General features: G+C 73.4%; 26 protein-coding genes, 2 tRNA genes and 1 other RNA gene. 13 read left to right on the top strand and 16 right to left on the bottom strand.

The annotated features are described in order from the left end of the window. Nucleotides 1-58 precede the first annotated feature (58 nt). The 8 genes from ACFV46_RS25090 to ACFV46_RS25125 all read right to left on the bottom strand — a co-directional run bounded on the left by ACFV46_RS25090 (nt 59) and on the right by ACFV46_RS25125 (nt 4,527). Complete coding sequence (locus ACFV46_RS25090; RefSeq protein WP_361928475.1) at nt 59-964, bottom strand: RNA polymerase sigma factor SigF; 906 nt, start codon at nt 962-964, stop codon at nt 59-61. Nucleotides 965-1,232: 268 nt separating this feature from the next. After that, nucleotides 1,233-2,084 (bottom strand): RNA polymerase sigma factor SigF, encoded by an 852-nt coding sequence (locus ACFV46_RS25095; protein ID WP_361348033.1) that lies wholly within the window; start codon nt 2,082-2,084, stop codon nt 1,233-1,235. Nucleotides 2,085-2,248: 164 nt separating this feature from the next. Beyond that, entirely contained in the window at nt 2,249-2,542 is a 294-nt protein-coding gene (locus tag ACFV46_RS25100) for a Dabb family protein (protein ID WP_361928477.1), read from the bottom strand. Beyond that, nucleotides 2,539-2,718 (bottom strand): hypothetical protein, encoded by a 180-nt coding sequence (locus ACFV46_RS25105; RefSeq protein ID WP_055625257.1) that lies wholly within the window; start codon nt 2,716-2,718, stop codon nt 2,539-2,541. Before ACFV46_RS25105 ends, ACFV46_RS25100 begins: the two co-directional genes overlap by 4 nt. Nucleotides 2,719-2,880: 162 nt before the next feature. Next, nucleotides 2,881-2,965, bottom strand: a tRNA-Ser gene (locus tag ACFV46_RS25110). A 56-nt stretch (nt 2,966-3,021) separates the two neighbouring features. Then, nucleotides 3,022-3,453 carry a tRNA adenosine(34) deaminase TadA gene (gene tadA / locus ACFV46_RS25115; RefSeq protein ID WP_376727496.1) on the bottom strand — a complete coding sequence of 144 codons (432 nt, stop codon included), beginning with the start codon at nt 3,451-3,453 and terminating at the stop codon, nt 3,022-3,024. Nucleotides 3,454-3,491: 38 nt separating this feature from the next. After that, the gene (locus ACFV46_RS25120) at nt 3,492-4,019 is read right to left on the bottom strand and encodes a hypothetical protein (protein WP_361928517.1); all 528 of its coding nucleotides are present in this window, start codon (nt 4,017-4,019) and stop codon (nt 3,492-3,494) included. A gap of 313 nt (nt 4,020-4,332) precedes the next feature. Then, the gene (locus tag ACFV46_RS25125) at nt 4,333-4,527 is read right to left on the bottom strand and encodes a hypothetical protein (RefSeq protein ID WP_361928520.1); all 195 of its coding nucleotides are present in this window, start codon (nt 4,525-4,527) and stop codon (nt 4,333-4,335) included. A 140-nt stretch (nt 4,528-4,667) separates the two neighbouring features. Here ACFV46_RS25125 and upp point away from each other — a divergent pair, with 140 nt between their 5' ends. After that, entirely contained in the window at nt 4,668-5,303 is a 636-nt protein-coding gene (gene upp / locus ACFV46_RS25130) for a uracil phosphoribosyltransferase (RefSeq protein WP_151784808.1), read from the top strand. Nucleotides 5,304-5,318: 15 nt separating this feature from the next. Here the strand turns inward: upp and ACFV46_RS25135 are convergent, their stop codons facing one another. Next, nucleotides 5,319-5,960, bottom strand: a complete 642-nt coding sequence (locus tag ACFV46_RS25135) for a LytR C-terminal domain-containing protein (protein ID WP_361928522.1) — start codon at nt 5,958-5,960, stop codon at nt 5,319-5,321. Nucleotides 5,961-6,072: 112 nt separating this feature from the next. Further along, nucleotides 6,073-6,369 (bottom strand): type II toxin-antitoxin system VapB family antitoxin, encoded by a 297-nt coding sequence (locus tag ACFV46_RS25140; protein WP_003999914.1) that lies wholly within the window; start codon nt 6,367-6,369, stop codon nt 6,073-6,075. Nucleotides 6,370-6,483: 114 nt separating this feature from the next. On the opposite strand from ACFV46_RS25140, the gene ACFV46_RS25145 reads away from it, so the two are divergent. Further along, the gene (locus ACFV46_RS25145; RefSeq protein WP_385499772.1) at nt 6,484-8,145 is read left to right on the top strand and encodes a helicase HerA-like domain-containing protein; all 1,662 of its coding nucleotides are present in this window, start codon (nt 6,484-6,486) and stop codon (nt 8,143-8,145) included. Nucleotides 8,146-8,176: 31 nt separating this feature from the next. On the opposite strand, the gene ACFV46_RS25150 is transcribed toward ACFV46_RS25145, so the two are convergent. The 4 genes from ACFV46_RS25150 to ACFV46_RS25165 all read right to left on the bottom strand — a co-directional run bounded on the left by ACFV46_RS25150 (nt 8,177) and on the right by ACFV46_RS25165 (nt 10,128). Next, complete coding sequence (locus tag ACFV46_RS25150) at nt 8,177-8,302, bottom strand: hypothetical protein (protein ID WP_361928526.1); 126 nt, start codon at nt 8,300-8,302, stop codon at nt 8,177-8,179. Nucleotides 8,303-8,349: 47 nt separating this feature from the next. After that, nucleotides 8,350-8,682, bottom strand: coding sequence for a hypothetical protein (locus ACFV46_RS25155; RefSeq protein WP_385499774.1), 333 nt, complete (start codon nt 8,680-8,682; stop codon nt 8,350-8,352). 76 nt (nt 8,683-8,758) lie between these two features. Beyond that, nucleotides 8,759-9,352, bottom strand: coding sequence for an HhH-GPD-type base excision DNA repair protein (locus ACFV46_RS25160; RefSeq protein ID WP_361928530.1), 594 nt, complete (start codon nt 9,350-9,352; stop codon nt 8,759-8,761). A gap of 56 nt (nt 9,353-9,408) precedes the next feature. Beyond that, entirely contained in the window at nt 9,409-10,128 is a 720-nt protein-coding gene (locus ACFV46_RS25165; protein ID WP_376727493.1) for a siderophore-interacting protein, read from the bottom strand. 86 nt (nt 10,129-10,214) lie between these two features. On the opposite strand from ACFV46_RS25165, the gene ACFV46_RS25170 reads away from it, so the two are divergent. The 9 genes from ACFV46_RS25170 (at nt 10,215) to ACFV46_RS25210 (ending at nt 21,608) form a co-directional block, all read left to right on the top strand. Then, nucleotides 10,215-12,317 carry a penicillin acylase family protein gene (locus ACFV46_RS25170; RefSeq protein WP_385499775.1) on the top strand — a complete coding sequence of 701 codons (2,103 nt, stop codon included), beginning with the start codon at nt 10,215-10,217 and terminating at the stop codon, nt 12,315-12,317. Further along, nucleotides 12,310-12,918 carry a GNAT family N-acetyltransferase gene (locus ACFV46_RS25175; protein WP_361928539.1) on the top strand — a complete coding sequence of 203 codons (609 nt, stop codon included), beginning with the start codon at nt 12,310-12,312 and terminating at the stop codon, nt 12,916-12,918. Before ACFV46_RS25170 ends, ACFV46_RS25175 begins: the two co-directional genes overlap by 8 nt. After that, on the top strand, nt 12,915-13,388 hold the full coding sequence (locus tag ACFV46_RS25180) for a cupin domain-containing protein (protein ID WP_385499777.1): 474 nt from the start codon (nt 12,915-12,917) through the stop codon (nt 13,386-13,388). The genes ACFV46_RS25175 and ACFV46_RS25180 overlap by 4 nt, the downstream gene beginning before the upstream one ends. Beyond that, complete coding sequence (locus ACFV46_RS25185) at nt 13,385-14,143, top strand: SDR family NAD(P)-dependent oxidoreductase (RefSeq protein WP_376727490.1); 759 nt, start codon at nt 13,385-13,387, stop codon at nt 14,141-14,143. Before ACFV46_RS25180 ends, ACFV46_RS25185 begins: the two co-directional genes overlap by 4 nt. Nucleotides 14,144-14,206: 63 nt before the next feature. Continuing rightward, a complete protein-coding gene (locus ACFV46_RS25190; RefSeq protein ID WP_385499778.1) occupies nt 14,207-16,015 on the top strand; it encodes a copper resistance protein CopC in 1,809 nt (602 codons plus the stop codon). A 93-nt stretch (nt 16,016-16,108) separates the two neighbouring features. Further along, the gene (locus ACFV46_RS25195; protein ID WP_376727488.1) at nt 16,109-16,921 is read left to right on the top strand and encodes an Fpg/Nei family DNA glycosylase; all 813 of its coding nucleotides are present in this window, start codon (nt 16,109-16,111) and stop codon (nt 16,919-16,921) included. A gap of 80 nt (nt 16,922-17,001) precedes the next feature. Next, nucleotides 17,002-19,470: a SpoIIE family protein phosphatase gene (locus ACFV46_RS25200; RefSeq protein ID WP_385499779.1), complete on the top strand. Its 2,469-nt coding sequence runs from the start codon at nt 17,002-17,004 to the stop codon at nt 19,468-19,470. Between the two features lie 210 nt (nt 19,471-19,680). Next, the gene (locus ACFV46_RS25205) at nt 19,681-20,970 is read left to right on the top strand and encodes a phosphatase PAP2 family protein (protein ID WP_376727690.1); all 1,290 of its coding nucleotides are present in this window, start codon (nt 19,681-19,683) and stop codon (nt 20,968-20,970) included. 134 nt (nt 20,971-21,104) lie between these two features. Continuing rightward, entirely contained in the window at nt 21,105-21,608 is a 504-nt protein-coding gene (locus ACFV46_RS25210) for a hypothetical protein (protein ID WP_361928554.1), read from the top strand. 9 nt (nt 21,609-21,617) lie between these two features. Here ACFV46_RS25210 and ACFV46_RS25215 read toward each other — a convergent pair whose 3' ends face one another. Both ACFV46_RS25215 and ACFV46_RS25220 read right to left on the bottom strand, forming a co-directional pair. Next, nucleotides 21,618-22,193 (bottom strand): DUF6529 family protein, encoded by a 576-nt coding sequence (locus tag ACFV46_RS25215; protein WP_376727486.1) that lies wholly within the window; start codon nt 22,191-22,193, stop codon nt 21,618-21,620. A gap of 207 nt (nt 22,194-22,400) precedes the next feature. Continuing rightward, nucleotides 22,401-22,488, bottom strand: a tRNA-Ser gene (locus tag ACFV46_RS25220). A gap of 73 nt (nt 22,489-22,561) precedes the next feature. On the opposite strand from ACFV46_RS25220, the gene ffs reads away from it, so the two are divergent. Both ffs and ACFV46_RS25230 read left to right on the top strand, forming a co-directional pair. Further along, an RNA gene (gene ffs, locus ACFV46_RS25225) (signal recognition particle sRNA small type) lies at nt 22,562-22,656 on the top strand. A 51-nt stretch (nt 22,657-22,707) separates the two neighbouring features. Beyond that, on the top strand, nt 22,708-24,139 hold a 1,432-nt coding region (locus tag ACFV46_RS25230; protein ID WP_385499781.1), incomplete at its 3' end, for a DNA polymerase III subunit gamma and tau.

Here is a 24,139-nt window from a genome sequence, read left to right on the forward strand (position 1 = left end):
GTCCACATCGCGCGGAGCATCGGGCCATGCCGGCTGACGCTCCGTCGGATATGAGGGGTCAGTCGGAGATCAGGCCCTCGCGCAGCTGGGCCAGGGTCCGGGTCAGCAGCCGGGAGACGTGCATCTGGGAGATGCCGACCTCCTCGCCGATCTGCGACTGGGTCATGTTGGCGAAGAAGCGCAGCATGATGATGCGGCGCTCACGGGGCGGCAGCTTGGCCAGCAGCGGCTTCAGCGACTCCCGGTACTCGACGCCCTCCAGCGCGGTGTCCTCGTAGCCGAGCCGGTCGGCCAGCGAGCCCTCTCCGCCGTCGTCCTCCGGGGCCGGCGAGTCCAGCGAGGAGGCGGTGTAGGCGTTCCCGACCGCGAGGCCGTCGACGACGTCCTCCTCGGACACGCCCAGCACGGCGGCCAGTTCGGCGACGGTCGGCGAGCGGTCCAGCTTCTGGGACAGCTCGTCGCTGGCCTTGGTCAGCGCCAGGCGCAGCTCCTGGAGGCGGCGCGGGACGCGCACCGACCAGGACGTGTCGCGGAAGAACCGCTTGATCTCACCCACGACCGTCGGCATCGCGAAGGTCGGGAACTCCACGCCCCGCTCGCAGTCGAAGCGGTCGATCGCCTTGATCAGGCCGATGGTGCCGACCTGGACGATGTCCTCCATCGGCTCGTTGCGCGAGCGGAAGCGGGCCGCCGCGTAGCGCACGAGCGGGAGGTTCAGCTCGATCAGGGTGTCCCGGACGTACGCGCGCTCTGGGCTGTTCTCGTCCAGCGCGGCGAGCCGCAGGAACAGGGAGCGGGACAGGGTGCGGGTGTCGATGTCCGCCGAAGCCGGGACGGCTGTGATGTCGGATGCCGGAAGAGCCGGGGCCGGAACGGCCTCGAGAGCCGAAACGTCGAGCGCGGCGTCGGGCGACTCGCTCTTCATGAGCGTGAGCACCTTCGAGCTGCCCTGGTCTGCGGACATGCCACCCCCTCTGGGTCGCGGGACGGTCGTGGCGAACGCTCCGAACGAGGAACGCCAGCCTTCACCTGAATACCGGAGCCGAAGCCGCGGCAAACGCGCTAGCGGAAGAATGTCACATGTCGGCAACACGCTGTAGTGACATGTCGACATGTGAGATCCGAATCGGCCCTGCTTACAGGGGGTCTGACGGTGTTTCGGCTCTCAACTGTCGGCATCCGCCCTGGTGAGCGATTCGCTCCCGCAGGTTATGGCTCGCTCGTGTATGCGGTTATGCGTCGATGCGATTCGCCGAGCGGAGCCGCTGGAAGCTACGCGCGAGTAGCCTCGAGACGTGCATCTGGGAAACCCCGAGTTCCGCACTGATCTGCGACTGGGTGAGATTGCTGTAGTAGCGCAGCAGCAGGATTCTCTGTTCCCGCTCGGGCAGTTGCACGAGGAGGTGGCGGACCAGGTCGCGGTGCTCCACGCCGTCCAGGGCGGGGTCCTCGTAGCCGAGCCGGTCCAGGAGCCCGGGCAGCCCGTCGCCCTCCTGGGCGGCCTCCAGCGAGGTCGCGTGGTACGACCGCCCGGCCTCGATGCAGGAGAGGACCTCGTCCTCGGTGATGCGCAGCCGCTCGGCGATCTCGGCGGTGGTGGGGGTGCGCCCGAAGGCGGTCGTGAGGTCCTCGGTCGCGCTGTTGACCTGCACCCACAGCTCGTGCAGCCGGCGCGGCACATGGACCGTGCGCACGTTGTCGCGGAAGTACCGCTTGATCTCGCCGACCACCGTCGGCATCGCGAAGGTCGGGAACTGCACGCCCCGGTCCGGGTCGAAGCGGTCGATGGCGTTGATGAGGCCGATGGTGCCGACCTGGATCACGTCCTCCATCGGCTCGTTGCGGGAGCGGAAGCGGGCGGCCGCGTAGCGCACGAGCGGGAGGTTCGCCTCGATGAGCGCCGCGCGCACGCGGTTGTGCTCCGGCGTGCCCGGCTGGAGTTCCTTCAGCTCCCCGAAGAGGACCTGGGTGAGGGCCCGGGTGTCGGCGCCACGGCTGCGCGGCGGGGACGCGGGTGTTTCCTCCTGCGTCGGGGCTTGAGGCGCAGTACTGGCCGGCACGGTCAACTCCACCTCGTGATCCATCAACTCATCCGTCAAAAGCGGTCATAGCATCACAAGACAGTTCATTGTGTTCAAGTACCGCATAATCCCGTGTTGAGGAGCCGGCGCGGCGGCGGACACGCGAAAGCCCCCCGCCGGGGGGCGGAGGGCTCGGGAAGCGACGGGGCGCCCGGGGGCGCGGCGCCTCAGAATTCGTAGTCGGCGATCACCCAGCTGCTGAACTCCCGCCACAGGGCGACGCCCGCCTGGTGCTCGGGGTGGTCCACGTAGGTGCGCAGGGCGGCCGGGTCCTCGAAGGCGGAGTTGATGGCGAAGTCGTAGGCGATGGGGCGGTCGCTGAGGTTCCAGCCCAGCTCCCAGTACCGGATCTCGTCGATCTTTCCCTCGAGCGCGCGGAAGGCCTCGACGCCCTCCACCACACGGGGGTCGTCGCGCTCGACGCCCTCGTCGAGCTTGAACAGGACGAGGTGGCGGATCATGAGTCTCCTCCGTTGGCGATCCAGGTCATGAACTCCCCGACCGCCTGGGCGGCGTCCGAGATGCCCTCGAACCCGACCTGGACGTAGTCGGCGGCCTTCGCCGGATCGGTGATGATCACATAGAGCGCGAAGACCACGACCAGGTAGACGGCGATCTTCTTGCCATTCACCGCCATCGCGGCCTCCCCTGTGGCTGCTGTGTCTGCCGTGGCTGCTGTGCCCAGTGCGTCGAAAGAGCCGAAAAAGGCCCCGTGTTTCCGGCGGTGAGTGTAGCGGCCACGCCTTCACGGAGATCAACAGCACGAAGGGCCCCGTCGTGAGACGGGGCCCTTCCAGAGCGGTAGCGGAGGGATTTGAACCCTCGGTGACTTGCGCCACACTCGCTTTCGAGGCGAGCTCCTTCGGCCGCTCGGACACGCTACCGAGGGAGACCTTACAGCACGCCGGGCCGTGCTCAGAAATCGATAAGCGGCCGGGGCTCACCGGTCCCGGAAGAACTCCGTGAGCAGGTGCGCGCACTCCTCGGCGAGCACGCCCTCGATCACCTCGGGCCGGTGGTTGAGGCGCCGGTCGCGGACGACGTCCCACAGGGAGCCCGCCGCGCCGGCCTTGTCGTCACGGGCGCCGTAGACGACCCGGTCCACCCGGGACTGCACGAGGGCGCCCGCGCACATCGTGCACGGCTCCAGGGTGACCACGAGCGTGCACCCGGTCAGCCGCCACTCGCCCAGCTCGGCGGCGGCCCGGCGGATGGCCAGCACCTCGGCGTGCGCGGTCGGATCCCCGGTCGCCTCCCGCTCGTTGTGCCCGGAGCCGAGCACCCGGGTCCCGTCGGCGGACAGCACGACGGCGCCGACGGGGACGTCCCCGCCCCGGACGGCCTCCTCGGCCTCCTCCAGGGCGAGCCTCATCGCCGCCCGCCAGCGGTCGCGTACGGGGTCGGGCGAGGTCAGCGGACGGTCTCCAGGACCTCCGAGGCGCCCAGCGCCTCGGCGATCGCGCCGAGGGCGTCCTCGGCGTCCAGGGACTTCAGCTCCTTCTCGCCGACGCCCAGGTCGTCGAGGATCTCGCTGTCGCCGACCGGGCTGTGCGGGACCGCGTCACCGCTCCCGCCCTCCTCGTCGTCGGAGTCGCCGTCGGGCTCCTCCGTGCCGTCGAGGTCGAGGGAGTCCAGGTCGGCGCCGTCGTCGCCGGGCTCCCTGCCGAGCAGTTCGTCGGTGAGCAGGATCTCCCCGTAGCTGCTGCGGGCGGCCGCGGCGGCGTCCGACACGTAGATGCGAGGGTCCTCCTCGCCGTCGATGCGGACGACACCGAACCAGGCGTCCTCCTGCTCGATGAGGACCAGCACCGTGTCGTCGTCGGGCGAGGCTTCACGGGCCAGATCGGCCAGATCCGACAGGGTCTCCACATCGTCGAGCTCTGTGTCGCTCGCTTCCCACCCGTCTTCGGTGCGCGCGAGCAGTGCGGCGAAGTACACCGTGACTCTCCCACTGGTCTGAGGCGTGCCGGTTGGGGGTCCCCCCGGCGGAGGTTACGGGCGGGACGGCTCGGGGGTCCGAGCCCCACCCACTCGGAATCGTGGCAGAAACAAGGCGTCCAGGGGACGTCTTCGGCTCCCTGTGTCCGGCTGTTTTGATCGCCGTGGCCCGAGGGGGTCCGCGAGCGCGTCCGCGAAGGACTCACCAGCGCACTCGTTGCCGCCACCTGCGGATCGTACGCGGCTTTGCCGGGTGTTCCGGCACGCCCCGGCCCCAACCGCCCCCGGCGCGGCCGGTGGTCGCGGCGCCGCGCTACCAGCGGAACGTGCGCATACGCATGGCGTGGCGCAGCCGGGCCGCCTTCGCGCGGCGCGGCTGCACCCGGTCGCGCAGCGCGCGGGCCTCGGCGAGTTCCCGCAGGAACTGGGCGCGCCGCCGGCGTCGGGCGGCGTCGCTCGTGTCCGGCGCGTCCCCCGCGGGATCCGCCGGCGGCTCGGCGTTCGGCATCGGCTCACCACCCCCAGGTCACGTCCCTCCCACTTTCCCTCCGACGGGCGGTTTGATGCCAGCGCGAGGGTGAACCGCGGATCGAGGGCTTGCCGTGTGCGGGGGCGCCGGTCATACCGGGCCCGGTTACTGTTGTGGACATGCGTCTCCACGTCGTCGACCACCCCCTGGTCGCCCACAAGCTCACCACGCTGCGCGACCGGCGCACCGACTCCGCGACCTTCCGGCGGCTCGCCGACGAACTGGTCACCCTGCTCGCCTACGAGGCCACGCGGGACGTGCGGACCGAAGCGGTCGACATCTCGACCCCCGTCACCGAGACCACCGGTGTGAAGCTCTCCCACCCGCGCCCGCTCGTGGTGCCGATCCTGCGGGCCGGACTCGGCATGCTCGACGGCATGGTCCGGCTGCTGCCGACCGCCGAGGTGGGTTTCCTGGGCATGATCCGCAACGAGGAGACGCTCCAGGCGTCCACGTACGCCTCGCGGATGCCCGAGGACCTCTCCGGGCGTCAGGTGTACGTCCTGGACCCGATGCTGGCCACCGGCGGCACCCTGGTCGCCGCGATCCAGGAGCTGATCAAGCGCGGCGCCGACGACGTCACCGCCGTGGTGCTCCTCGCCGCGCCCGAGGGTGTGGAGCTGATGGAGCGCGAGCTGGCGGGCACCCCGGTGACCGTCGTGACGGCCGCCGTGGACGACCACCTCAACGAGAACGGGTACATCGTGCCCGGCCTGGGCGACGCGGGCGACCGCCTGTACGGCGCCGCCGAGTAGGCGCCGAGGCGCCCCTCAGCACCCCTTCCTCGACGAGGCGGGCGTCGGCTCGGGTTCGGCCACCGCGGCCAGGGCCTTGTCGGCGTCCGCCTTCTTCGTCAGCTCCTTGAACTCGTCGCCGATGATCAGGTCCACGGCGGTGCCCTTGCGGGCCGCGTCGGTGCGGCGCTCGGCGGCGGTCAGCTGGGTCGCGAGGACCGGCAGCGAGGTGTTCAGCGAGGAGGCCGGGCCGAGCAGCAGCCCGGTGCCCTTGACCTTCTTGTCGTACTCCTTGCTCGCGTTGCCCACGTCGCCGATCTTGAAGCCGCGCTTCTTCAGCTCGTCCGCGGTCTTCTTCGCCAGCCCGCTGCGGGTGGTGGCGTTGAGGACGTTGACGGTGATCGCGCCCGGCTTCGGCGGCTTGGGCGCGGCGGACGGCGAGGCCGTCGTCTTCGTCGCGCAGTCGCTCCCGGCACCGGCCGCGGAGGCCTTGCCGCCGCCGCCCGTGAAGACGTCGACGAGCTGGAGCGTGCCCCAGCCGGCCAGGCCGAGGCCGGCGAGCGAGGCCACGCCGAGCAGGACGAGCCTGCCGCGCGCCCGGCGTCGCCGCATCCGTGGGTACTTGTCCCCCTTGATCCGGTACTGGCCACCCATGCCGGGGGGAGTCAGCATGCTCATGGGCGCAGCGTAGTGCGCCCGGGCGGCAATGCCTACTAGATGATCATTCGCAGCCGCGCGGTCCAACCCGAAAGGGTCAATGCGGACGAGGCCCGGCCGCGTCAGCCCGGACTCAGTCCAGTTCCAGCACTCTCGCGTGCAGCACCTGGCGCTGCTGGAGTGCCGCGCGGACCGCGCGGTGCAGGCCGTCCTCGAGATACAGGTCGCCCTGCCACTTCACGACGTGCGCGAAGAGGTCGCCGTAGAACGTGGAGTCCTCGGCGAGCAGGGTCTCCAGGTCGAGTTGGCCCTTGGTCGTCACGAGCTGATCGAGGCGGACCGGGCGCGGAGCGACGTCCGCCCACTGCCGGGTGCTTTCCCGGCCGTGGTCGGGGTACGGCCGGCCGTTTCCGATGCGCTTGAAGATCACACGGAAAGCCTACCGGTCCAGACGTTCCGGGCGCAGCCATGGCGGCGGAGTGCGACGCTGGAAAAGATCGGGCAGAACGTGACGAAACGGCGAAGGCCGTGGGGGAGAGCGGACATGAGCGACCGCAAGCGCACCCCCGGAACCGGGGCCGCGCCCCCGGCGCCCGGGACCCGGACCGGCGCCCCCGCGCTCCCGCGGGAGGCCCTGGAGATCGCCGCCGGATACGCCTTCCCCGGCCCCGCCCTCGATCTCGGCGCCCTGCTGTGGGACGGCACCTGCCTGCCCGACGCCCAGATCAGGGTGCCGCTGTCCATGCTCAACCGGCACGGCCTGGTCGCGGGCGCCACCGGCACCGGCAAGACCAAGACCCTCCAGCTGATCGCCGAACAGCTGTCCGCGCAGGGCGTTCCCGTGTTCCTCGCCGACGTCAAGGGCGACCTGTCCGGGATCGCGGCGCCGGGGCAGGAGAACGACAAGGTGCGCTCCCGGGCCGCCGAGGTCCACCAGCAGTGGACGGGCACCGGTTTCCCCGCCGAGTTCCTCGCGCTGGGCGGCCTCGGGCACGGCGTCCCGGTGCGCGCCACGATCACCAGCTTCGGCCCGGTGCTGCTGTCCAAGGTCCTTCAGCTCAACCAGACCCAGGAGCAGTCGCTCGGCCTGATCTTCCACTACGCCGACAGCAAGGGCCTGGAGCTGGTCGACCTCAAGGACCTGCGCGCGGTCGTCGCCTTCCTCACCTCCGACGAGGGCAAGGCGGAGCTGAGGAACATCGGCGGCCTCTCGACCGCCACCGCCGGGGTGATCCTGCGCTCCCTGACCGCCTTCGAGGCGGAGGGCATGGGGGACTTCTTCGGGGAGCCGGAGTTCGACACGGCCGAGCTGCTGCGGACGGCACCGGACGGGCGGGGCCTGGTGTCGGTCCTCGAACTGTCCGCCGTCCAGGACCGGCCGAGGCTGTTCTCCACCTTCCTGATGTGGCTGCTCGCCGACCTCTTCCACGACCTGCCCGAGGTCGGGGACGCCGACCGGCCCAAGCTGGTGTTCTTCTTCGACGAGGCGCACCTGCTGTTCGACGAGGCGTCCAAGGCGTTCCTGGACGCGATCACCCGGACCGTCCGCCTCATTCGCTCGAAAGGGGTCGGGGTCTTCTTCGTGACGCAGACGCCGAAGGACGTACCGGCCGAGGTGCTCGGGCAGCTCGGCAACCGCGTCCAGCACGCGCTGCGCGCGTTCACCCCCGACGACCAGAAGGCGCTCCGGGCCACGGTGAAGACGTTCCCGGACTCGCCGTACGACCTCGAGGAACTGCTCACCGGGCTGGGCACCGGGGAGGCCGTGGTGACCGTCCTGAGCGAGAAGGGCGCCCCGACCCCGGTCGCCGCCACCCGGCTGCGGGCCCCCGAGTCGCTGATGGGCCCGATCGGGGCGGAGGAGCTGGACCGGGCCGTGACCGGGTCCGCGCTGCACGAGCGGTATGCACAGGCTGTGGACAGGGAGTCCGCGTACGAACGGCTCCAGGAACCCCGGCGCGGCAAGGGCCCGGACGAGATCGCCGGGGAGCGGCGGCCGGGGAAGGGGCCCGACGAGATCACCGGCACGGGCGTGGGCGGCCGTGGGACACCGTCCCGTGGCAAGAGCAAGGCGGAGAAGGAGGAGTCCGTCGTCGAGCAGGTCGTCGGCACCGGCATGTTCAAGTCCCTGGCCCGGTCGGTCGGCACGCAGATCGGGCGGGAGATCACCCGGTCCCTCTTCGGGACGGCGCGGCGGAGGCGGTGACCCGGAGAAGTCCGCCCCCGCCGCGCCGGTCTCAGCCGCGCTCCCGTTCCTCGCGGGGACGCGGCGGCTCCTTCTCGCGGGCCCCGGACTTCGGGGCGGTGCGCGCCGCCTCGGCGCGCAGCAGGGCGCGCAGGACGGCGTAGGGGTCGGCGGGCATGGCTGTGCTCCTCCTGTCGTGCTGACGGGGCCTCCTGGCGGGGGCGGTCAGCAGCGCAGGACGACGGTGCGCAGCAGGGGCGGGACGACCGGGACCGCGGCCGGGCGGTCCGCCCGGCGGGTGACGGGGGCGGGGACCGGCCGGTGCGGCGGGCCGGCGCAGCGCCGTACGGGGCGACGGGTGCCGGCGCGGCGGTCGGAGCGGGCGGCGGGCCGGACGGCGGCGTCGAGGGTGTCGTGCTCGACGGCCTCGGCCCCGGCCGTCACGGCCACCGGCAGGGCGTGCGCCTGGGCGTGCACCCCCGGCACCAGCAGCGCGAGCAGCAGCACGACGACCCGCAGCCAGACCCGGCTGCGCGATTCCCTGCGTGCGGTGCTCACGGAAGGTCATGTCCCCCCGTGCCGTCCCGTGTTCATCGCGCCCGGCGCCGGAACCCCCCGCACGGGCTAACGGACGTCAGGCACGGGACGCCTTCGCGGCCTTCGCCGCCGCCTTCATCTCCTGCTTGTGCGCCCGCACCTTGACCAGCGACTCCGGTCCGGTGATGTCGGCGACGGACCGGAAGGACTCGGTCTCGCCGTAGGCGCCGGCGGCCTCCCGCCAGCCCTGGGGCCGCACGCCGAGCTGCTTGCCGAGCAGGGCGAGGAAGATCTGCGCCTTCTGCTTGCCGAACCCGGGCAGCTCCTGGAGCCGGCGCAGCAGTTCACGGCCGTCGTCGACGCCCTTCCAGACCAGCTCGGCCTCACCGTCGTAGTGCTCGACCAGGTACTGGCACAGCTGCTGGATCCGCTTGGCCATGGAGCCCGGGTAGCGGTGCACGGCCGGCTTCTCGGAGAGCAGCGCCACGAACGCTTCGGGGTCCTGGGCGGCGATGTCGTGCGCGTCGAGGTCGTCCGCGCCGAGCCGGTCCGCGATCGTGCGCGGCCCCTTGAACGCCCACTCCATCGGCACCTGCTGGTCCAGCAGCATGCCGACCAGCGCGGCGAGCGGGCTGCGGCCGAGGAGCGCGTCGGCTTCCGGGTCCTGGGCGAGATGCAGGGTGACGTCCATGCCCCCGATCATGCCGCGCGGGCCGCCGTGCCGCGCGCGGGGGCGGGGCCGGCCGGTCAGGGGCGCCAGTAACCCAGCGCGTCGATCCGCTGCTTGGGCAGCCCGAGCTCCTTGCGGACGTACGCGGTCAGGGCGCGGGTCGTCGCGGTGTCGCAGGCGATCCAGACGTACGGGTGCGGGGTCTCCCGGAGCAGGCCGGGCAGGGCCTCCTTCACCGCGGCGACGAGGTGCGCGCCCGCGTCCCGCCTCGGCAGGGCCCGTACGTCGTGGCGAGCGGGGTCCGTGCGGAAGGGCAGACCGTCGCGCTCGCCCTCGAACCACACGGTGGCCGGCGCCCCGCCGAGCGCGCCGACGAGCGAGTTCAGGGCGGGCAGGGAGGCGGTGTCGGCGACGGCGAAGACGTGCGAGGGCGCCGGGTCGGGGTCGGTGAAGCCGGTGCCGTGCACGGTCGCCTCGACGGTGTCACCCGGCTGCGCACCCCGGGCCCAGTCGCTGGCGACGCCCTCGTGCAGGGCGAACTCCAGGCTGAAGGTGCCGGCGGCCGGGTCCGGGTCGACCAGGGTGTACGCCCGCTGATGCGGCTTGCCGGCGTCGTCGAACCAGAGGCGGACCCACATGGTGGGGTGGACGCCGGTCGCCGCGAGCATGCCGCCGTCCGTGAGGTGCACCCGGCGGTAGTGCGCGGTGACGTCCTCGGCGCCCGTCACCGTGAACGTGAAGTCCTTGGCGCGCAGCAGCTTCAGGACCGCGCCCTCCCAGCCGTGCCCCTGCCCCATGTCCCGCTCCCCGTTCCCCGGTCCCGTACCATTCCGGCATCGATGGTGACTTAGGCAAGGCTAACCTAAAGTGAGGAGAGGTGCAGGTGACCGGTGAGATCTTCCGTGACGCCTGGGGCATTCCGCATCTGCGGGCGGACGGGGTGGACGAACTCGCCCGCGTCCAGGGCCGGGTCACCGCCCTCGACCGGGCCTGGCAGCTCGAGGTGGAACGGCACCGGGCGCGCGGCACCTCCGCGTCCTTCCTCGGCGCCGAGTCCCTCTCCTGGGACGTGCTGGTCAGACGGGCCCGCCTCGACGACACGGCCCGGCGCTGCTTCGCCGCCCTGGAGCGGCAGGACCCCGGGACCGCGCGCTGGATACGGGCGTACGTCGACGGGGTGAACGAGGGACTGGCCGAAGGCGCCCGCCGGGCACCGGAGTTCGCGCGGACCGGGCTGGCCCCCGGGAGCTGGGAGCCCTGGACGCCGTTCGGCATCTGGCTGAGCGTCCACCTGCTGTTCGCCGGCTTCCCCGCCAAGCTCTGGCGGGAGCAGGCCCTGCGGCACCTCGGCCCCGAGGCGGCCGGCCTGTTCGCCACGGACGGGCCGGGCACCTCCGGCAGCAACGGCTGGCTCGTAAGCGGCGAACGGACCCGGACCGGTCGGGCGATCATCGCCGGCGATCCGCACCGCTTCATCGAGGAACCCGGCGTCTACCAGCAGATCCATCTGTCCTGCCCGGAGTTCGACGTCGTCGGCCTCGCCGTCCCCGGCGTCCCCGGCATCGCCCACTTCGGGCACACCGGCTCCGTCGCCTGGGCCATCACCAATGCCATGGCCGACTACCAGGACCTGTACCGCGAGCGGCTGCGGCGGACCGGGGCCGGCGTCGAGGCGCTGGACCCGGACGGGGTGTGGCGGCGCGCCGGCCGGCACACCGAGACCGTCGAGGTCGCGGGGGAGGACCCCGTCGAGGTCGAGGTGATCGAGACGGCCCGGGGACCGGTGATCGTCGGCGGCCCGGAGGGGCTGCCCGGCGGGACCACGGCCGGTGACCGGGAGGACCCGCCCCTCGCGCTCGCCCTGCGCCACCCGCCCCGCGTCACCGAGGACCTCGGCTTCGGCGCCCTCCTGCCCCTGCTGCGGGCCCGCCGGGTCGCCGACGTCGACCGCGCCCTCGACGCGTGGACGGAGCCCGTCAACGTGGTCCAGGCCGCCGACACCGAGGGCGGCCTGCTGCACCGCGTCGCCGGGAAGGTGCCCGTGCGCCCCACGGCCAACCGCCTCCACCCGGTGCCGGCCTGGGAACCCGGGCACGAGTGGCGGGGCTGGCACGGGACACCCCGCGGCGGCCTCACCGACGGTGTCGCCGTCATGGCCAACCAGCGCGGCCTCGCCATGCCCCTCGGCGTCGAGTTCGCCGCCCCGCACCGCGCCGACCGCATCACGGCCCTGCTCGCGGAGAAGGAGCACTGGTCGGCCGCCGAGATGCCCGGGATCCATATGGACACGTACTTGGCCTCGGCGGCCCCCCTGCTGGACCTCCTGGCCGGACTCGGCCCCCTCGGGCCCGCCGCCGAGCACGTCCGCCGCACGCTCCTCGCCTGGGACCGCCGTATGGACGCCGACAGCGCGGACGCCGCCCTCTACGCGCGGGTGCGCGGGGCCGTCGTCCGCCGGCTCGCCGCGCACCCCGCCTTCGCCGCGCTGGCCGTCCCGCCCGCCTACCCCGACGTCCTGCTCCCCTGGCTGGCCCTGCTCCCCCGCGTCGCCTTCGCCCTCGAACACCTGCTGCGCGCCGACGACCTGTACGGCGTCGACCGCGCGGAGCTGGTGCGGGCGGCCGTCGAGGAGGTCGCCGAGGACACCACCGCGACCGCGCGCGCCTGGGGCGACACCCACCGGCTCGCCCCCTGGCGGGCACTGCCCGACCCGGCGTCCGGGGAACCCGGCCTGTCCGGCGACCACGACTGCGTGCTGTGCACGTCCGCCGTGCCCGGACTCACCGACCTGAGCGCGCGCGGCCCCGCCGCCCGCTACGTCTGGGACCTGGCCGACCGCGAGGCCGGCCGCTGGGTCGTCCCGCTCGGGGCGTCCGGCGTCCCCGGCTCACCCCACCACCGCGACCAGCTCCCGCTGTGGCTGCGCGGCGAACTGGTGCCGGTGCTCACCGACTTCACCGCGTTTCAGAAGGAGACCGATGTCTGACCGGCCCACGTCCGCCGCCCCCGTCCACGAGCAGACCGTCGACGGCTTCGGCACCGTCACCGTCCGCCCCCTCGACCCGCACGCCGACGCCGCGACCGTGCACGCCTGGGCGAGCGAGGAACGTGCCGTCTTCTGGGGCATGAACGGCCTGACGCGCGACCAGGTCGCCCAGATCTACGCCCACATGGACACCCTCGGCACCCACCACGCCCTCCTCGTCGAACGGGACGGCGACCCGGTCGCGCTGCTCCAGACGTACGAACCCGGCGCCGACCGGGTCGGCGAGTGCTACGACGTGCGGCCCGGCGACATCGGCGTGCACCTGCTGCTCGCCCCCGCCACCCCGGGCGGCGAGCGGCCCGGCTGGACCTCCGTGCTGCTCACCGTCGTCGCGGCGTACGTCTTCCACACCCTGGGCCGCTCACGGGTGGTCGTCGACCCCGACGTGCGCAACGAGAAGGCCGTGGCCCGCTTCCTCAGGCAGGGCTTCACCGCCGGACCGGCGGTCGTGCTGCCCGAGATCGACCTGCCGGACGTGTACCTCCCGCGCAAGGAGGCCCAACTCGCCTTTCTGACCCGGGAGGTAGCTTGTGGAGGATGACGCCCGAGGAACTCGTCACGCACTACCGCCTGGAGCCGATCCCGCGTGAGGGCGGGCTGTTCCGCCGTACCTGGACCGGACCCGAGCGGCCCGACGGACGGCCGCAGGGCACCGCGATCGTCGTCCTGCTCACCGCCGACGACTACTCGGCCCTGCACCGCCTGCCGTCCGACGAGGTCTGGCACTTCTACCTCGGGGACCCCCTGGAGATGCTGCTCCTCGCTCCGGACGGCACGTCCCGCACCGCCGTCCTGGGCCCCGGCATCACGCGCGGCCAGCACCTCCAGCTCACCGTGCCCGCCGGCACCTGGATGGGGGCCCGGGTGGCGGCCGGGGGCTCCTGGGCCTTCTTCGGCTGCACGACGACCCCCGGCTTCACCTACGAGGACTACGAGCACGGCGACCTGGCGGACCTCACGGCGCGCTATCCCCACGAAGCCGCCCGGATCGCGGAACTGTGCCGTCCATGAGCGGACTCCTGGAGGGACAGGCCGCCCTCGTCACGGGCGCGGGCGGCGGCATCGGACAGGGCATCGCGGCGCGGTTCGCCGAGGAGGGCGCGGCGGTCGCCCTGCACTGCCGCACCGCGCGGGAGGCGGCCGACCGGCTCGCCGGGCGCATCCGGGACGCGGGCGGCCGGGCCGTCGTCCTGACGGCCGACCTGACCGACGAGGACGCGTGCCGGCGGCTGGTCGCCGAGGCCGACGCGTGGGGCGGCGGCCTGACCGCGCTGGTGAACAACGCGGGCGTGCAGCCCACCCGGGAGCTGGCGGCGATGACCGCGGCCGACTGGCGGGCCGTGGTGGACGCCAACCTGTCCGGCGTCTTCGCCTGCACCCGGGCGGCGGCGGAGGTCATGCGGCCCGGCGGCGGGTCGGTCACGCACATCGCCTCCGTCGAGGCGGCCCGCCCGGCCCCGCTGCACGCCCACTACGGCGCCTCGAAGGCGGCGGTGGTGGCCCACGCCCGCACGGCCGCGCAGGAGTACGGCCCGCTCGGCGTCCGCGTCAACACCGTCTCGCCCGGCCTCGTGCACCGGGAAGGGCTCGCGCAGGCGTGGCCGGACGGGGTGGCACGATGGCGGGCCGCGGCGCCCCTGGGACGGCTCGGGCGGCCGCGGGACGTGGGCGACGCCTGCGTGTTCCTGGCCTCGGACCTGGCCTCCTGGATCACCGGTCACGACCTCGTGGTGGACGGCGGGGTGTCCGCACGGCCCGGCTGGTGAGCACGGGGGCCGCCGCGTCCGTATGTACCCGGAGGTGAGGCGGAGCGAAGGCGGAGATGCGGCGTGAGGCGTACGGACGGACGACGGGGGCCGCTGCGGCTGCTCCTGCTGGGCCCGCTGCTGGTCCTGCTCCTGCTCGGCGGCACCGGGCCCGCCTCGGCGCACGCCGTGCTGCGCGACTCCGACCCCGGGGACGGCGCCGTCCTGAAGTCGGCGCCCGAACACCTCACCCTGACCTTCAGCGAGTCCGTCGCCCTGCTCGACGACTCCTTCCGCGTCCTGGACCCCGACGGCCGCCGGCTGCGCCTCGGGGAGCCGGAGAACGGCCCGGACGGCGCCGACACCGCCCGGATCACCCTTCCCGCCGGGCTGGAGCAGGGCACCTACACGGTGGCCTGGCGGGTGGTGTCGGCCGACAGCCACCCGGTGTCCGGCGCGTTCACCTTCTCCGTCGGCAAGGCCACCGTCACCACGGCCGCCGCCGCCCTGGCCACCGGCCCCACCGAGGACCCGGTGACCAAGGCCCTGCACACCATCGCCCGCTACCTCGCCTACCTCTCGGTCGCCCTGCTCATCGGCACCGCCGCCTTCGTCGCGGTCTGCCGCCCGCCCCACGTCCCGCTCCACGACCGGCTGCTGCGGACCTCCTGGTGGGCGCTGCTCGCGGCCACGCTGGTCCTGCTGGTCCTGCGCGCCCCGTACGAGACCGGCGAGGGCCCGCTCGGGGCGTTCGACGCCGACGCCGCAGCCCGCACCCTCACCGGCCGCCCCGGCATCGTCCTGCTGACCCGGCTGGCCCTCCTCCTGGCCGCCGGCGCCCACCTCCTGCGCATGACCCGCCGGCGCGAGCGGTACGGCTGGACCGGCGCCGCCCTCGCGGCCGGTCTCGCGGCGACCTGGGCGGCCGGCGAGCACGCCTCCGCGGGTATCCAGGTGCCGGTGGCCATGACCTCCTCGGCGCTGCACCTGCTCGCGACGGCCGTCTGGCTGGGCGGTCTGGCGGCCCTGCTCGCCGCCCTCCACCACGGGGCCCTGCCCGCGCAGGCGGTGCGCCGGTTCTCCCGGGTGGCGTTCGCCTCCGTCGTCGTCCTGGTCGTGACCGGCGTCTACCAGTCCTGGCGCGGCCTCGGCGGCTGGGACGCGCTCGCCGACACGACGTACGGCAGGCTCCTGGCCATCAAGCTGATGGCGGTCGTCGTGCTCCTCGCGGCGGCGGCCGTGTCCCGCCGCTGGACGGCCCTGCAGACGACGCCCGCCCTGGCGGAGCCGTCCGGTGACCCGGCGGTGCGCACGAAGGTGGCGGCGGCGGTGGGCGGCCCGCCGTCCGGGCCGCCGCCCTCCTCGCCGGAGCCGGCCGGCCCGGACCCCTCCGCCGAGCCGGAACCCGATCCGGCGCACCGCCGGGCGCTGCGCCGCTCCGTCCTCACCGAGGTCGCCGTCGGCGCGGCCGTACTGGCCGTCACCACGCTGCTGACCAGCACACTTCCCGGCCGGGCCGAGGCGGAGGCGGCCACCGCCGCGCCCGCGGTCGTCGGAGCCTCCGTCACCGATGTGCCGTTCGACGTCGGCACGCCCAACGGGCGCGGCACGGCGCAGATCACCATCGACCCCGCCCGTGTCGGCGACAACTCGATCGAGGCGGTCGTCTACGGCCCCGACGGCGGCATCTCCTCCGTCCCCGAACTGCGGATCTCCTTCACCCACCGGGGCCAGGACATCGGGCCGCTCGACGCCGGGCTGACCGACAAGGGCGGCTACTGGGGCAACAGCTTCCTCAACCTGCCCGTCGCCGGGACCTGGGAGATGAAGGTGACCGTGCGCACCTCCGACGTGGACCAGATCACCGAGACCCGGACGGTGACCATCCACTGAGCCGCGTTCCGGCACGCTCCCAAAAGGTGAGAGGCCGGAAGGAAACGGGCACACCATAAGGAGTGCGGCATCCACCTGAGGAGGCCGTCCGTCATGCCTGAACTGCCGGACGTCGAGGGATTCCGGGGCGTGCTCCGGGCCTGCGCACAGGGCCGGACCGTGCGCCGGATCGAGGTGCGCGACGCGGGCGTGCTCCACGGCGTGAGCGCGCGGCGGCTGCGCGACGCACTGGAGGGGCGGCGGATCACCCGGGCCGAGCGGCACGGCAAGTGGCTGCTCGCCCGCACCGGCGGCCCCACCCTGGCCCTGCACTTCGGCATGACCGGCTCCCTCGTGTGCGCCGGGCCGGACGACCCCGTGGCGCCGCACGACCGCGTGCTGTTCACCCTGTCCGGCGACCGCCGCCTCCGCTACCGCGATCAGCGCAAGCTGCGGGGCCTGTGGCTCGCCGAGGACGACTCCGCCGTGGCCCGCCTGCTGGCCGGGCAGGGCCCGGACGCCCTGGACGTGGACCGCGAACGGTTCGAGGAGGCCCTGCGCGGGCGCCGGGGCGCCGTGAAGGGCGTGCTGCTCGACCAGTCCGCGGTGGCCGGCCTCGGGAACCTGCTCGCCGACGAAATCCTCTGGCGGGCCCGGCTGAGCCCCGCCCGCCGGGCGAGCGACCTGACCGGCGCCGACCGCAGGGACCTCTACCGCCAGATGCGCCGCACCCTGCGCTCCGCCGTCCCCACCGGACGCGTCCCGCCGCGCCCCTCCTGGCTGACGGGCCGCCGGGACACCCCCGACCCGCACTGTCCGCGCTGCCACGCCCCGCTGCGCCGGACCCGTGTGGCCGGCCGCACGACCGTGTGGTGCCCCGGCTGCCAGCCCGCCACCTCCGGCGCCGCCACCGGACCGCGCCGATGAGGAGGCACAGCGTGCGAGGCACCGCAAGGGCGGCGGGGCGCGGGCCCGCCGGAATCCCTCCGAGAGCGAGATGAGCGATCATGCACGAGCCCGCCGGCGCCCGGGCCACGTCCGACCTCGACGACCTGGTCGGCGCGGACCTGACCGCCCGGGTCACCGTCGACGAACACGGCACCGTCACCGGCTGGAACGCGGGCGCCGAGCGGCTCCTCGGTCACCCGGCCGGCGAGATCGTGGGCCGTCCGGCGGCCGGTCTGCTGGCCGAGCCGCCGCGCGGGCGGGACCTGCCCCCGTTCCCCCGGCTGCGGCGCTGGCACGGCACGGTCGCCCTCCGGCACCGCGACGGCCGTACCCTCGCGGTCAAGGTCCTGGCCCACCACCGGACCCGGGAGAACGGGCGGCGCGAGTGGTTCTGCGTCTGCGCGCCGCCCGACCGCCCGTCACCGCCCGAGCGGCACGACGACCCGTTCGTGAGCTGGAGCTTCGCCCAGTCCCCGTGCTGCGCCACGGCCCTGTACGACACCCGGCTGCGGCTGCGCCGGGCCAACCGGGCCATGGAGCGGGCCGTCGCCCTGACCGAGGACGACATGCTGGGGCTGCGCGTCGGGGAGATCGTGGACGAACCGGCCGGCCGGCGCGCGGAGGAGAGCATGGCCCGGGTGCTGCGCACCGGGGAGACGGAGATCGACGAGGACTTCCTGACGGCGGCGGGCGAGACCCGGGTGGGGGCCTGGTCGCTGCTCATGTCCCCGCTGCGGGACGCCGCCGGAGCCGTCCGCGGCGTCTGCCTCACCGCGCACGACATGACCGAACAGCACTGGGCCCGCCGCCGGCTCCAGCTGATCGCCGAGGCGGGCCGGCGCATCGGCACCACCCTCGACGTGATGCGCACCGCGCAGGAACTGGCCGACGTCGTCGTCCCCGAGCTGGCCGACTTCGCCTCCGTCGACCTGGTGACCGCCGTCGACGACCCGCCGGACACGTCCCGGCGCGGCGGCCCGCCGCCCGGCCCGCTGGAACTGCTCCGGGCCGCCCACCAGTCGGTGACCCCCGGCGTCCCGGAGGCGGTCACCGCGCTGGGCTCCCTGGACCGGTTCTCCCAGGGCTCCGCGCCGGTCGAGACGCTGCGCTCCGGCCGGGCCACGGTGTACGAGATGACGCACCCGGCGATCACCGCGCTCGTGGCGCACGACCCGGTCCGGGCCGCCCGCGTCCGGGAGTTCGGCATCCACTCGGTGATGACGGTGCCGCTGACCGCGCGCGGCACCACCCTGGGCGTCGCCGTCCTCGCCCGCCACCGCCACCCCGAGATCTTCCAGCAGGACGACGTGGTGCTGGCCGAGGAGTTGGCGGCCCGCGCGGCCGTCTGCATGGACAACGCCCGCCGCTACACCCGCGAACGCGACCGGTCGGTCACCCTGCAGCGCAGCCTGCTGCCGCAGCGACTGCCCGAGCAGGCGGCGGTGGAGGTCGCCACCCGCTACCTCCCGGCCGGCGCGCACACCGGGGTCGGCGGCGACTGGTTCGACGTGATCCCGCTGTCCGGGGCGCGGGTCGCCCTCGTCGTCGGGGACGTCGTCGGGCACGGCATCCACGCCTCCGCCACCATGGGCCGGCTGCGGACGGCCGTACGCACCCTCGCCGACATCGACCTGGCCCCCGACGAACTTCTCACCCACCTCGACGACCTGGTGTCCCGGCTGTCCACCGAACGGGAGGGCGGCCGCACGCGCGAGCGCCACCCCGAGTGCGAGGGAGAGGTCGGCGCGACCTGCCTGTACGCCGTGTACGACCCGATCTCCCGGCACTGCTCCCTGGCCCGCGCCGGGCATCCGCCGCCGGTGGTGGTCGCTCCCGGAGGCACCGCCGAGCGCCTCGACCTGCCGCCCGGACCGCCGCTCGGCGTGGGCGGCCTGCCCTTCGAGGCCGCCGAGATCGACCTGCCCGAGGGCAGTCTGCTCGCCCTCTACACCGACGGCCTGATCACGCCCGGCGGCCGGTCCCGCCCCGGCGACGGCGAGGCGGACGTCAGCCGGCTGAGCCGTCTGCTGACCGGCCCCGAACCCACCCTGGACGCCCTGTGCGACCGCATCCTCACCGACCTGCTGCCGCCCCGGCCGCCCGACGACGTCGCCCTGCTCGTCGCCCGCACCCGTGCGCTGGACGCCTCCCAGGTCGCCACCTGGCAGGTGCCGTCCACCCCGTCCGCCGTGGCCCAGGCCCGCAAGGACGCGCTCGCCCGGCTCGACGCGTGGGACCTGGAGGACGCCGCGTTCGTCACGGAACTCGTCGTCAGCGAACTGGTCACCAACGCCATCCGGCACGCCCGGCCGCCCGTCCAGCTGCGCCTGATCCATCTGACCCACGAGGACTCCCTCATCTGCGAGGTGTCCGACGGCGACAGCACGGCACCCCATCTGCGCCGGGCCCGCACCTACGACGAGGGCGGCCGGGGGCTGCTCCTCGTGGCGCAGCTGACCCGGCGCTGGGGGACCCGCCAGTCGGCCAACGGCAAGACGATCTGGGCGGAACAGCCCCTGGACGTCTGACCCGGGACGGGCGGCAACGCGCCCGCCGCCTTTCGCGTCTTCGTCGGCGGGGAGGGGCTTCGAGCAGCGCGAAAATCCCTCTTGCCCCGCTCCGATACCATGCTCGAACTCACGAACGAGTGCTGACGACCGCCCCTTACACATCGGCCGGGACCATTGATATCCGAGACATCGCAGACGTTCGCGCGAATAGGCAGCCGGCAGCGGGCGCTGGTGTGGTCCGCCGTGGGCGTGGTGGCCCTCGGGTTCCTGATCGCCCTGGAGGTGGCCGCCCGCCACTACGGTGAGCCGGGCCCCCTCACCAACCAGGTCCGCGAGATCGCGTTCCCGCCCAAGTCCGGCTTCCTGCTGTACGCCGGCATGGGCCTGATGGCGGTCGTCCTCACCTGGCGGGAACGCCTCGTCGCCTTCGGCGCCGCCCTCGGCATCGACCTCGTGGTCCTCGCCGTGCGCTGGGCCACCGGCACCCTGCCGGCCCTCGGCGAGGGACACCCCTTCGGCAACGGCGCGCTCTGCGTCGTCCTGGCGTGCGCGGTCGTCGCCGTCACCCGCCGCACCGGCGCCGAACGCCTCCTGCTCCTCAAGGGCGTCGGGCTGGCCCTGCTCCTGGTGGCCGGCCGCAAGACCGGCGACACCTGGCTGCTGATCACGTCGAAGACCCAGCCGCAGGTCCTCGACCCGTACGTGGCCACCGCCGACAAGGCGCTCGGCAACCCCTCCTGGGTCGTCGGCCGCATCGTCGACGCGACCGGCCCGGTCGGCGCCCATGTGCTCGACTACGTCTACGTCCAGCTCGCGGTCGCCGCGGTCCTCGTCGCGCTCTACCAGCTGCGCCATGTGGCGGCCGAGCGCCGCTTCCCGAGCCACCACCTGGTGCGCACGTTCCTCGTGATCGGCCTGCTCGGCCCCGGCATCTACATGATCTTCCCGGTGGTCGGCCCGGTCTTCGCCTACGGCCCCGACGGCGGCCACTTCGCGACGGCCGACATCTGGCCCCAAACGGCACCGGCGCTCACCGCCCCGCACTCCATACCGTTCGACGGGATCACCCCGCGCAACTGCATGCCCAGCCTGCACACGGCATGGGCCACCGCGATCTTCATCCACTCCCGCCGGGGACCGCGCCTCCTGCGCCACGCGGGCACGTTCTGGCTGGTCGCCACCCTCGGCGCGACCCTCGGCTTCGGCTACCACTACGGCGTCGACCTCGTGGCCGGCGTGGTCTTCACCCTCACCATCGAGGGAGCCCTGCGCGCGGCCTCCCGCGGCTGGGACCGGGCCGGCGCCCGCCTGGTCGTGCACGGTGCCGTGGTGTTCACCGCACTCCTGCTGTCCTACCGCTTCCTGCCGCTGGAGATGGCCCGCCACCCCTGGCTGTACGGCCCCCTCCTGCTCGCGGCCATGGGCTCGGTGATCTACGGCTACCTCCGAACGACCCGTGTCTGGGACCCGAAGCCCACCCCGGCCCTGCGCCCGGAGCCGCGGCCCGAGATGGCCTGACCGGACGGCCGCGGCGGACGGCGCCCGGGACGCGCGGTCTGCTGTGGCCGAGCGGTCCGCTTCGTTGTCTACTGGGACTCATGTGACGCGCGCGCCGAGACGGAAGCCGTTCTCCCCTCTCCGAGGCGATTCTCGTGAACATCCACGCCAAAGCACTTGTCGCCGTCACCGGAACAGCCCTTCTGCTGTCCGGGACGACCGTCGCCCACGCCGCCGGCGCCCCGTCGGCGACCGGGGCGAAAGCGGCGTCCTCCGTGACGGTGACCACCAAGAACACGTCCCTGGGGAAGATCCTCGTCAACGAGAAGGGGCACACCCTCTACCTGTTCGAGTCCGACACGAAGGACAAGTCCACCTGCAACGACGCCTGCGCCGAGGCCTGGCCGCCGCTGAAGGCGGACGGCAAGGTCGTCGCCAAGGGCGGCGTGGACAGCAAGCTGCTCGACACCATCAAGCGCAGCGACGGCTCGAAGCAGGTGACGTACAAGGGGCAGCCCCTCTACACGTTCGCCGACGACACCAAGGCCGGGCAGACCAACGGCCAGGGCGTCGACGCCTTCGGCGCCAAATGGTTCGTGCTGGGCACCGACGGCAAGAAGATCACCAAGCAGCCCGCGTCCCAGAACGGCGGCTACTGACCCCCGGCGTCAGGTCAGCCCCGGCGCGTCGAACCCGTTCAGCTGCCACAGCGCGGCGGTGTACCAGAGCAGGGCGATCGCGCAAAAGAGCAGGCCGCCGACGAGAGGAAGCGTCCACCCCGGGAACCGCCGGCTGCGCACCACGACGACCTTCGCGGCGAAGGCTCCGTACAGGACGCAGCCGGTGACCGAGTGGATCGCCACCCGCGGCGACGTCAGCTCGACGCCGTACGCGCTCAGGCACTGGTAGGCGATCGGCACCGAGAGCAGGAAGGCGATCAGTCCGGTCACGCGGTGCGCGAGGGGCACGGCGCGCGGGGCCGGCCGCGACCCGGGCAGCAGGCCGTACATCCAGGCGGCCAGCAGGAGCTGGACGAGCGCGAGCCCGAGCAGGGCGCTGCCCAGCCGGGCCTTGAGCTCCATGGCGTCGTCGTACCGGGCCCCGAAGAGGCTGCTGTTCGGATCGGGCGTCACACCCCGCCCCACGAACCAGACGCCCAGGCCCACGGCCACGGGGATCAGCAGCAGAGCCGCGGCACGCCCCTTGCCCGTCGTGCCGCGGGAGGGGTCGGGTTGCTGTTCCACGAGGGCTCCGTACGAAGGCGACGACCGGAACCCTCACCATGGCGCCGCCCCCGCCCGACCCCCGGCCGACCACCCCGCCACCCCACCGGGAATCACCCGATGGACGGCCCTCATGTGACCGACGCCACCCCGGACATGGGCCCGGACAACGTCGAAGGGCCCCACCGCGAACGGTGGGGCCCTTCGACATCGTGCCCGGTGAGGCACTGGCGGAGGATACGAGATTCGAACTCGTGAGGGGTTGCCCCCAACACGCTTTCCAAGCGTGCGCCCTAGGCCTCTAGGCGAATCCTCCGCCGCAAACAATACAAGACGTTGAGGAGTGCTCGCGAACTCGTTCCCCGCCCCTGTCATCAGGTACTGTTTGGGCAGCCCCTCACGCGGCGCTATCTGACTGAACTCCCCCAGGGCCGGAAGGCAGCAAGGGTAGGTCGGCTCTGGCGGGTGCGTGGGGGGCGTTCGCGTGCTCCGGGGGCGGGACCCGATGTCAGTGGGCGCCTATAACCTCGTAGGCGTGTCGTCTCTCGCGCTGTACCGCCGCTATCGCCCGGAGTCGTTCGCCGAGGTCATCGGGCAGGAGCATGTCACCGACCCGTTGCAGCAGGCGCTGCGGAACAACCGGGTCAATCACGCGTACCTGTTCAGCGGCCCGCGCGGATGCGGCAAGACGACCAGCGCCCGGATCCTCGCCCGCTGTCTGAACTGCGAACAGGGGCCCACCCCGACCCCCTGCGGCCAGTGCCAGTCCTGCCAGGACCTCGCCCGCAACGGCCCGGGCTCCATCGACGTCATCGAGATCGACGCGGCCTCGCACGGTGGTGTGGACGACGCCCGTGAGCTGCGCGAGAAGGCCTTCTTCGGACCGGCCTCCAGCCGTTACAAGATCTACATCATCGACGAGGCCCACATGGTCACGTCGGCCGGCTTCAACGCCCTGCTGAAGGTCGTCGAGGAGCCGCCGGAGCACCTGAAGTTCATCTTCGCGACGACCGAGCCCGAGAAGGTCATCGGGACCATCCGCTCGCGCACCCACCACTACCCGTTCCGGCTGGTCCCGCCGGGCACCCTGCGGGACTACCTCGCCGACGTCTGCCGCCGCGAGGACATCCCCGTCGAGGACGGTGTGCTCCCGCTCGTCGTGCGCGCCGGCCAGGGCTCGGTGCGTGACTCCATGTCCGTGATGGACCAGCTCCTCGCCGGAGCCAAGGAGGAGGGTGTGACGTATGCCATGGCCACCTCCCTCCTCGGGTACACCGACGGGTCGCTGCTCGACTCGGTCGTGGAGGCCTTCGCGACCGGTGACGGCGCCGCCGCCTTCGAGGTCGTGGACCGGATCATCGAGGGCGGCAACGACCCGCGGCGGTTCGTCGCCGACCTGCTGGAGCGGCTGCGGGACCTCGTGATCCTGGCCGCCGTGCCGGACGCCGCCGAGAAGGGGCTCATCGACGCCCCCGCCGACGTCCTGGAGCGGATGCAGGCCCAGGCCGGAACCTTCGGCGCCGCGGAGCTCAGCCGCGCCGCCGACCTGGTCAACGAGGGGCTGACCGAGATGCGCGGCGCCACCTCGCCCCGGCTCCAGCTCGAACTCATCTGCGCGCGCGTGCTCCTGCCCGCCACCTATGGCGACGAGCGGTCCCTCATGGCCCGGCTCGACCGGCTGGAGCGCGGCGTGAGCTTCTCCGCGGGCGCCGGCGGCCCCGCCATGGGATACGCCCCCGGCCCCGAGGCCCACGCCGCTCCCGCGCCCCCGCAGGCCGCCGCCCCTCCGGTGCCGCCCGGCGGAGGGCTCGCCGCCGCCCGCGCCGCCGTACGGGCTCCGGGCGCCCCCGCCCCGGAGGCGCCGGCCGCGGAGGCCCCGCCCGCGGCGACGGCTCCGGCGTCCCCGGCTCCCGCCCCTTCCCCGGCCCCGCAGGCCGCCCGGCCGCCCCAGACGCTGTCTCTTTTAC

Origin of the sequence: Streptomyces sp. NPDC059852, assembly GCF_042731455.1 — a bacterium.
GTDB lineage: Bacteria > Actinomycetota > Actinomycetes > Streptomycetales > Streptomycetaceae > Streptomyces.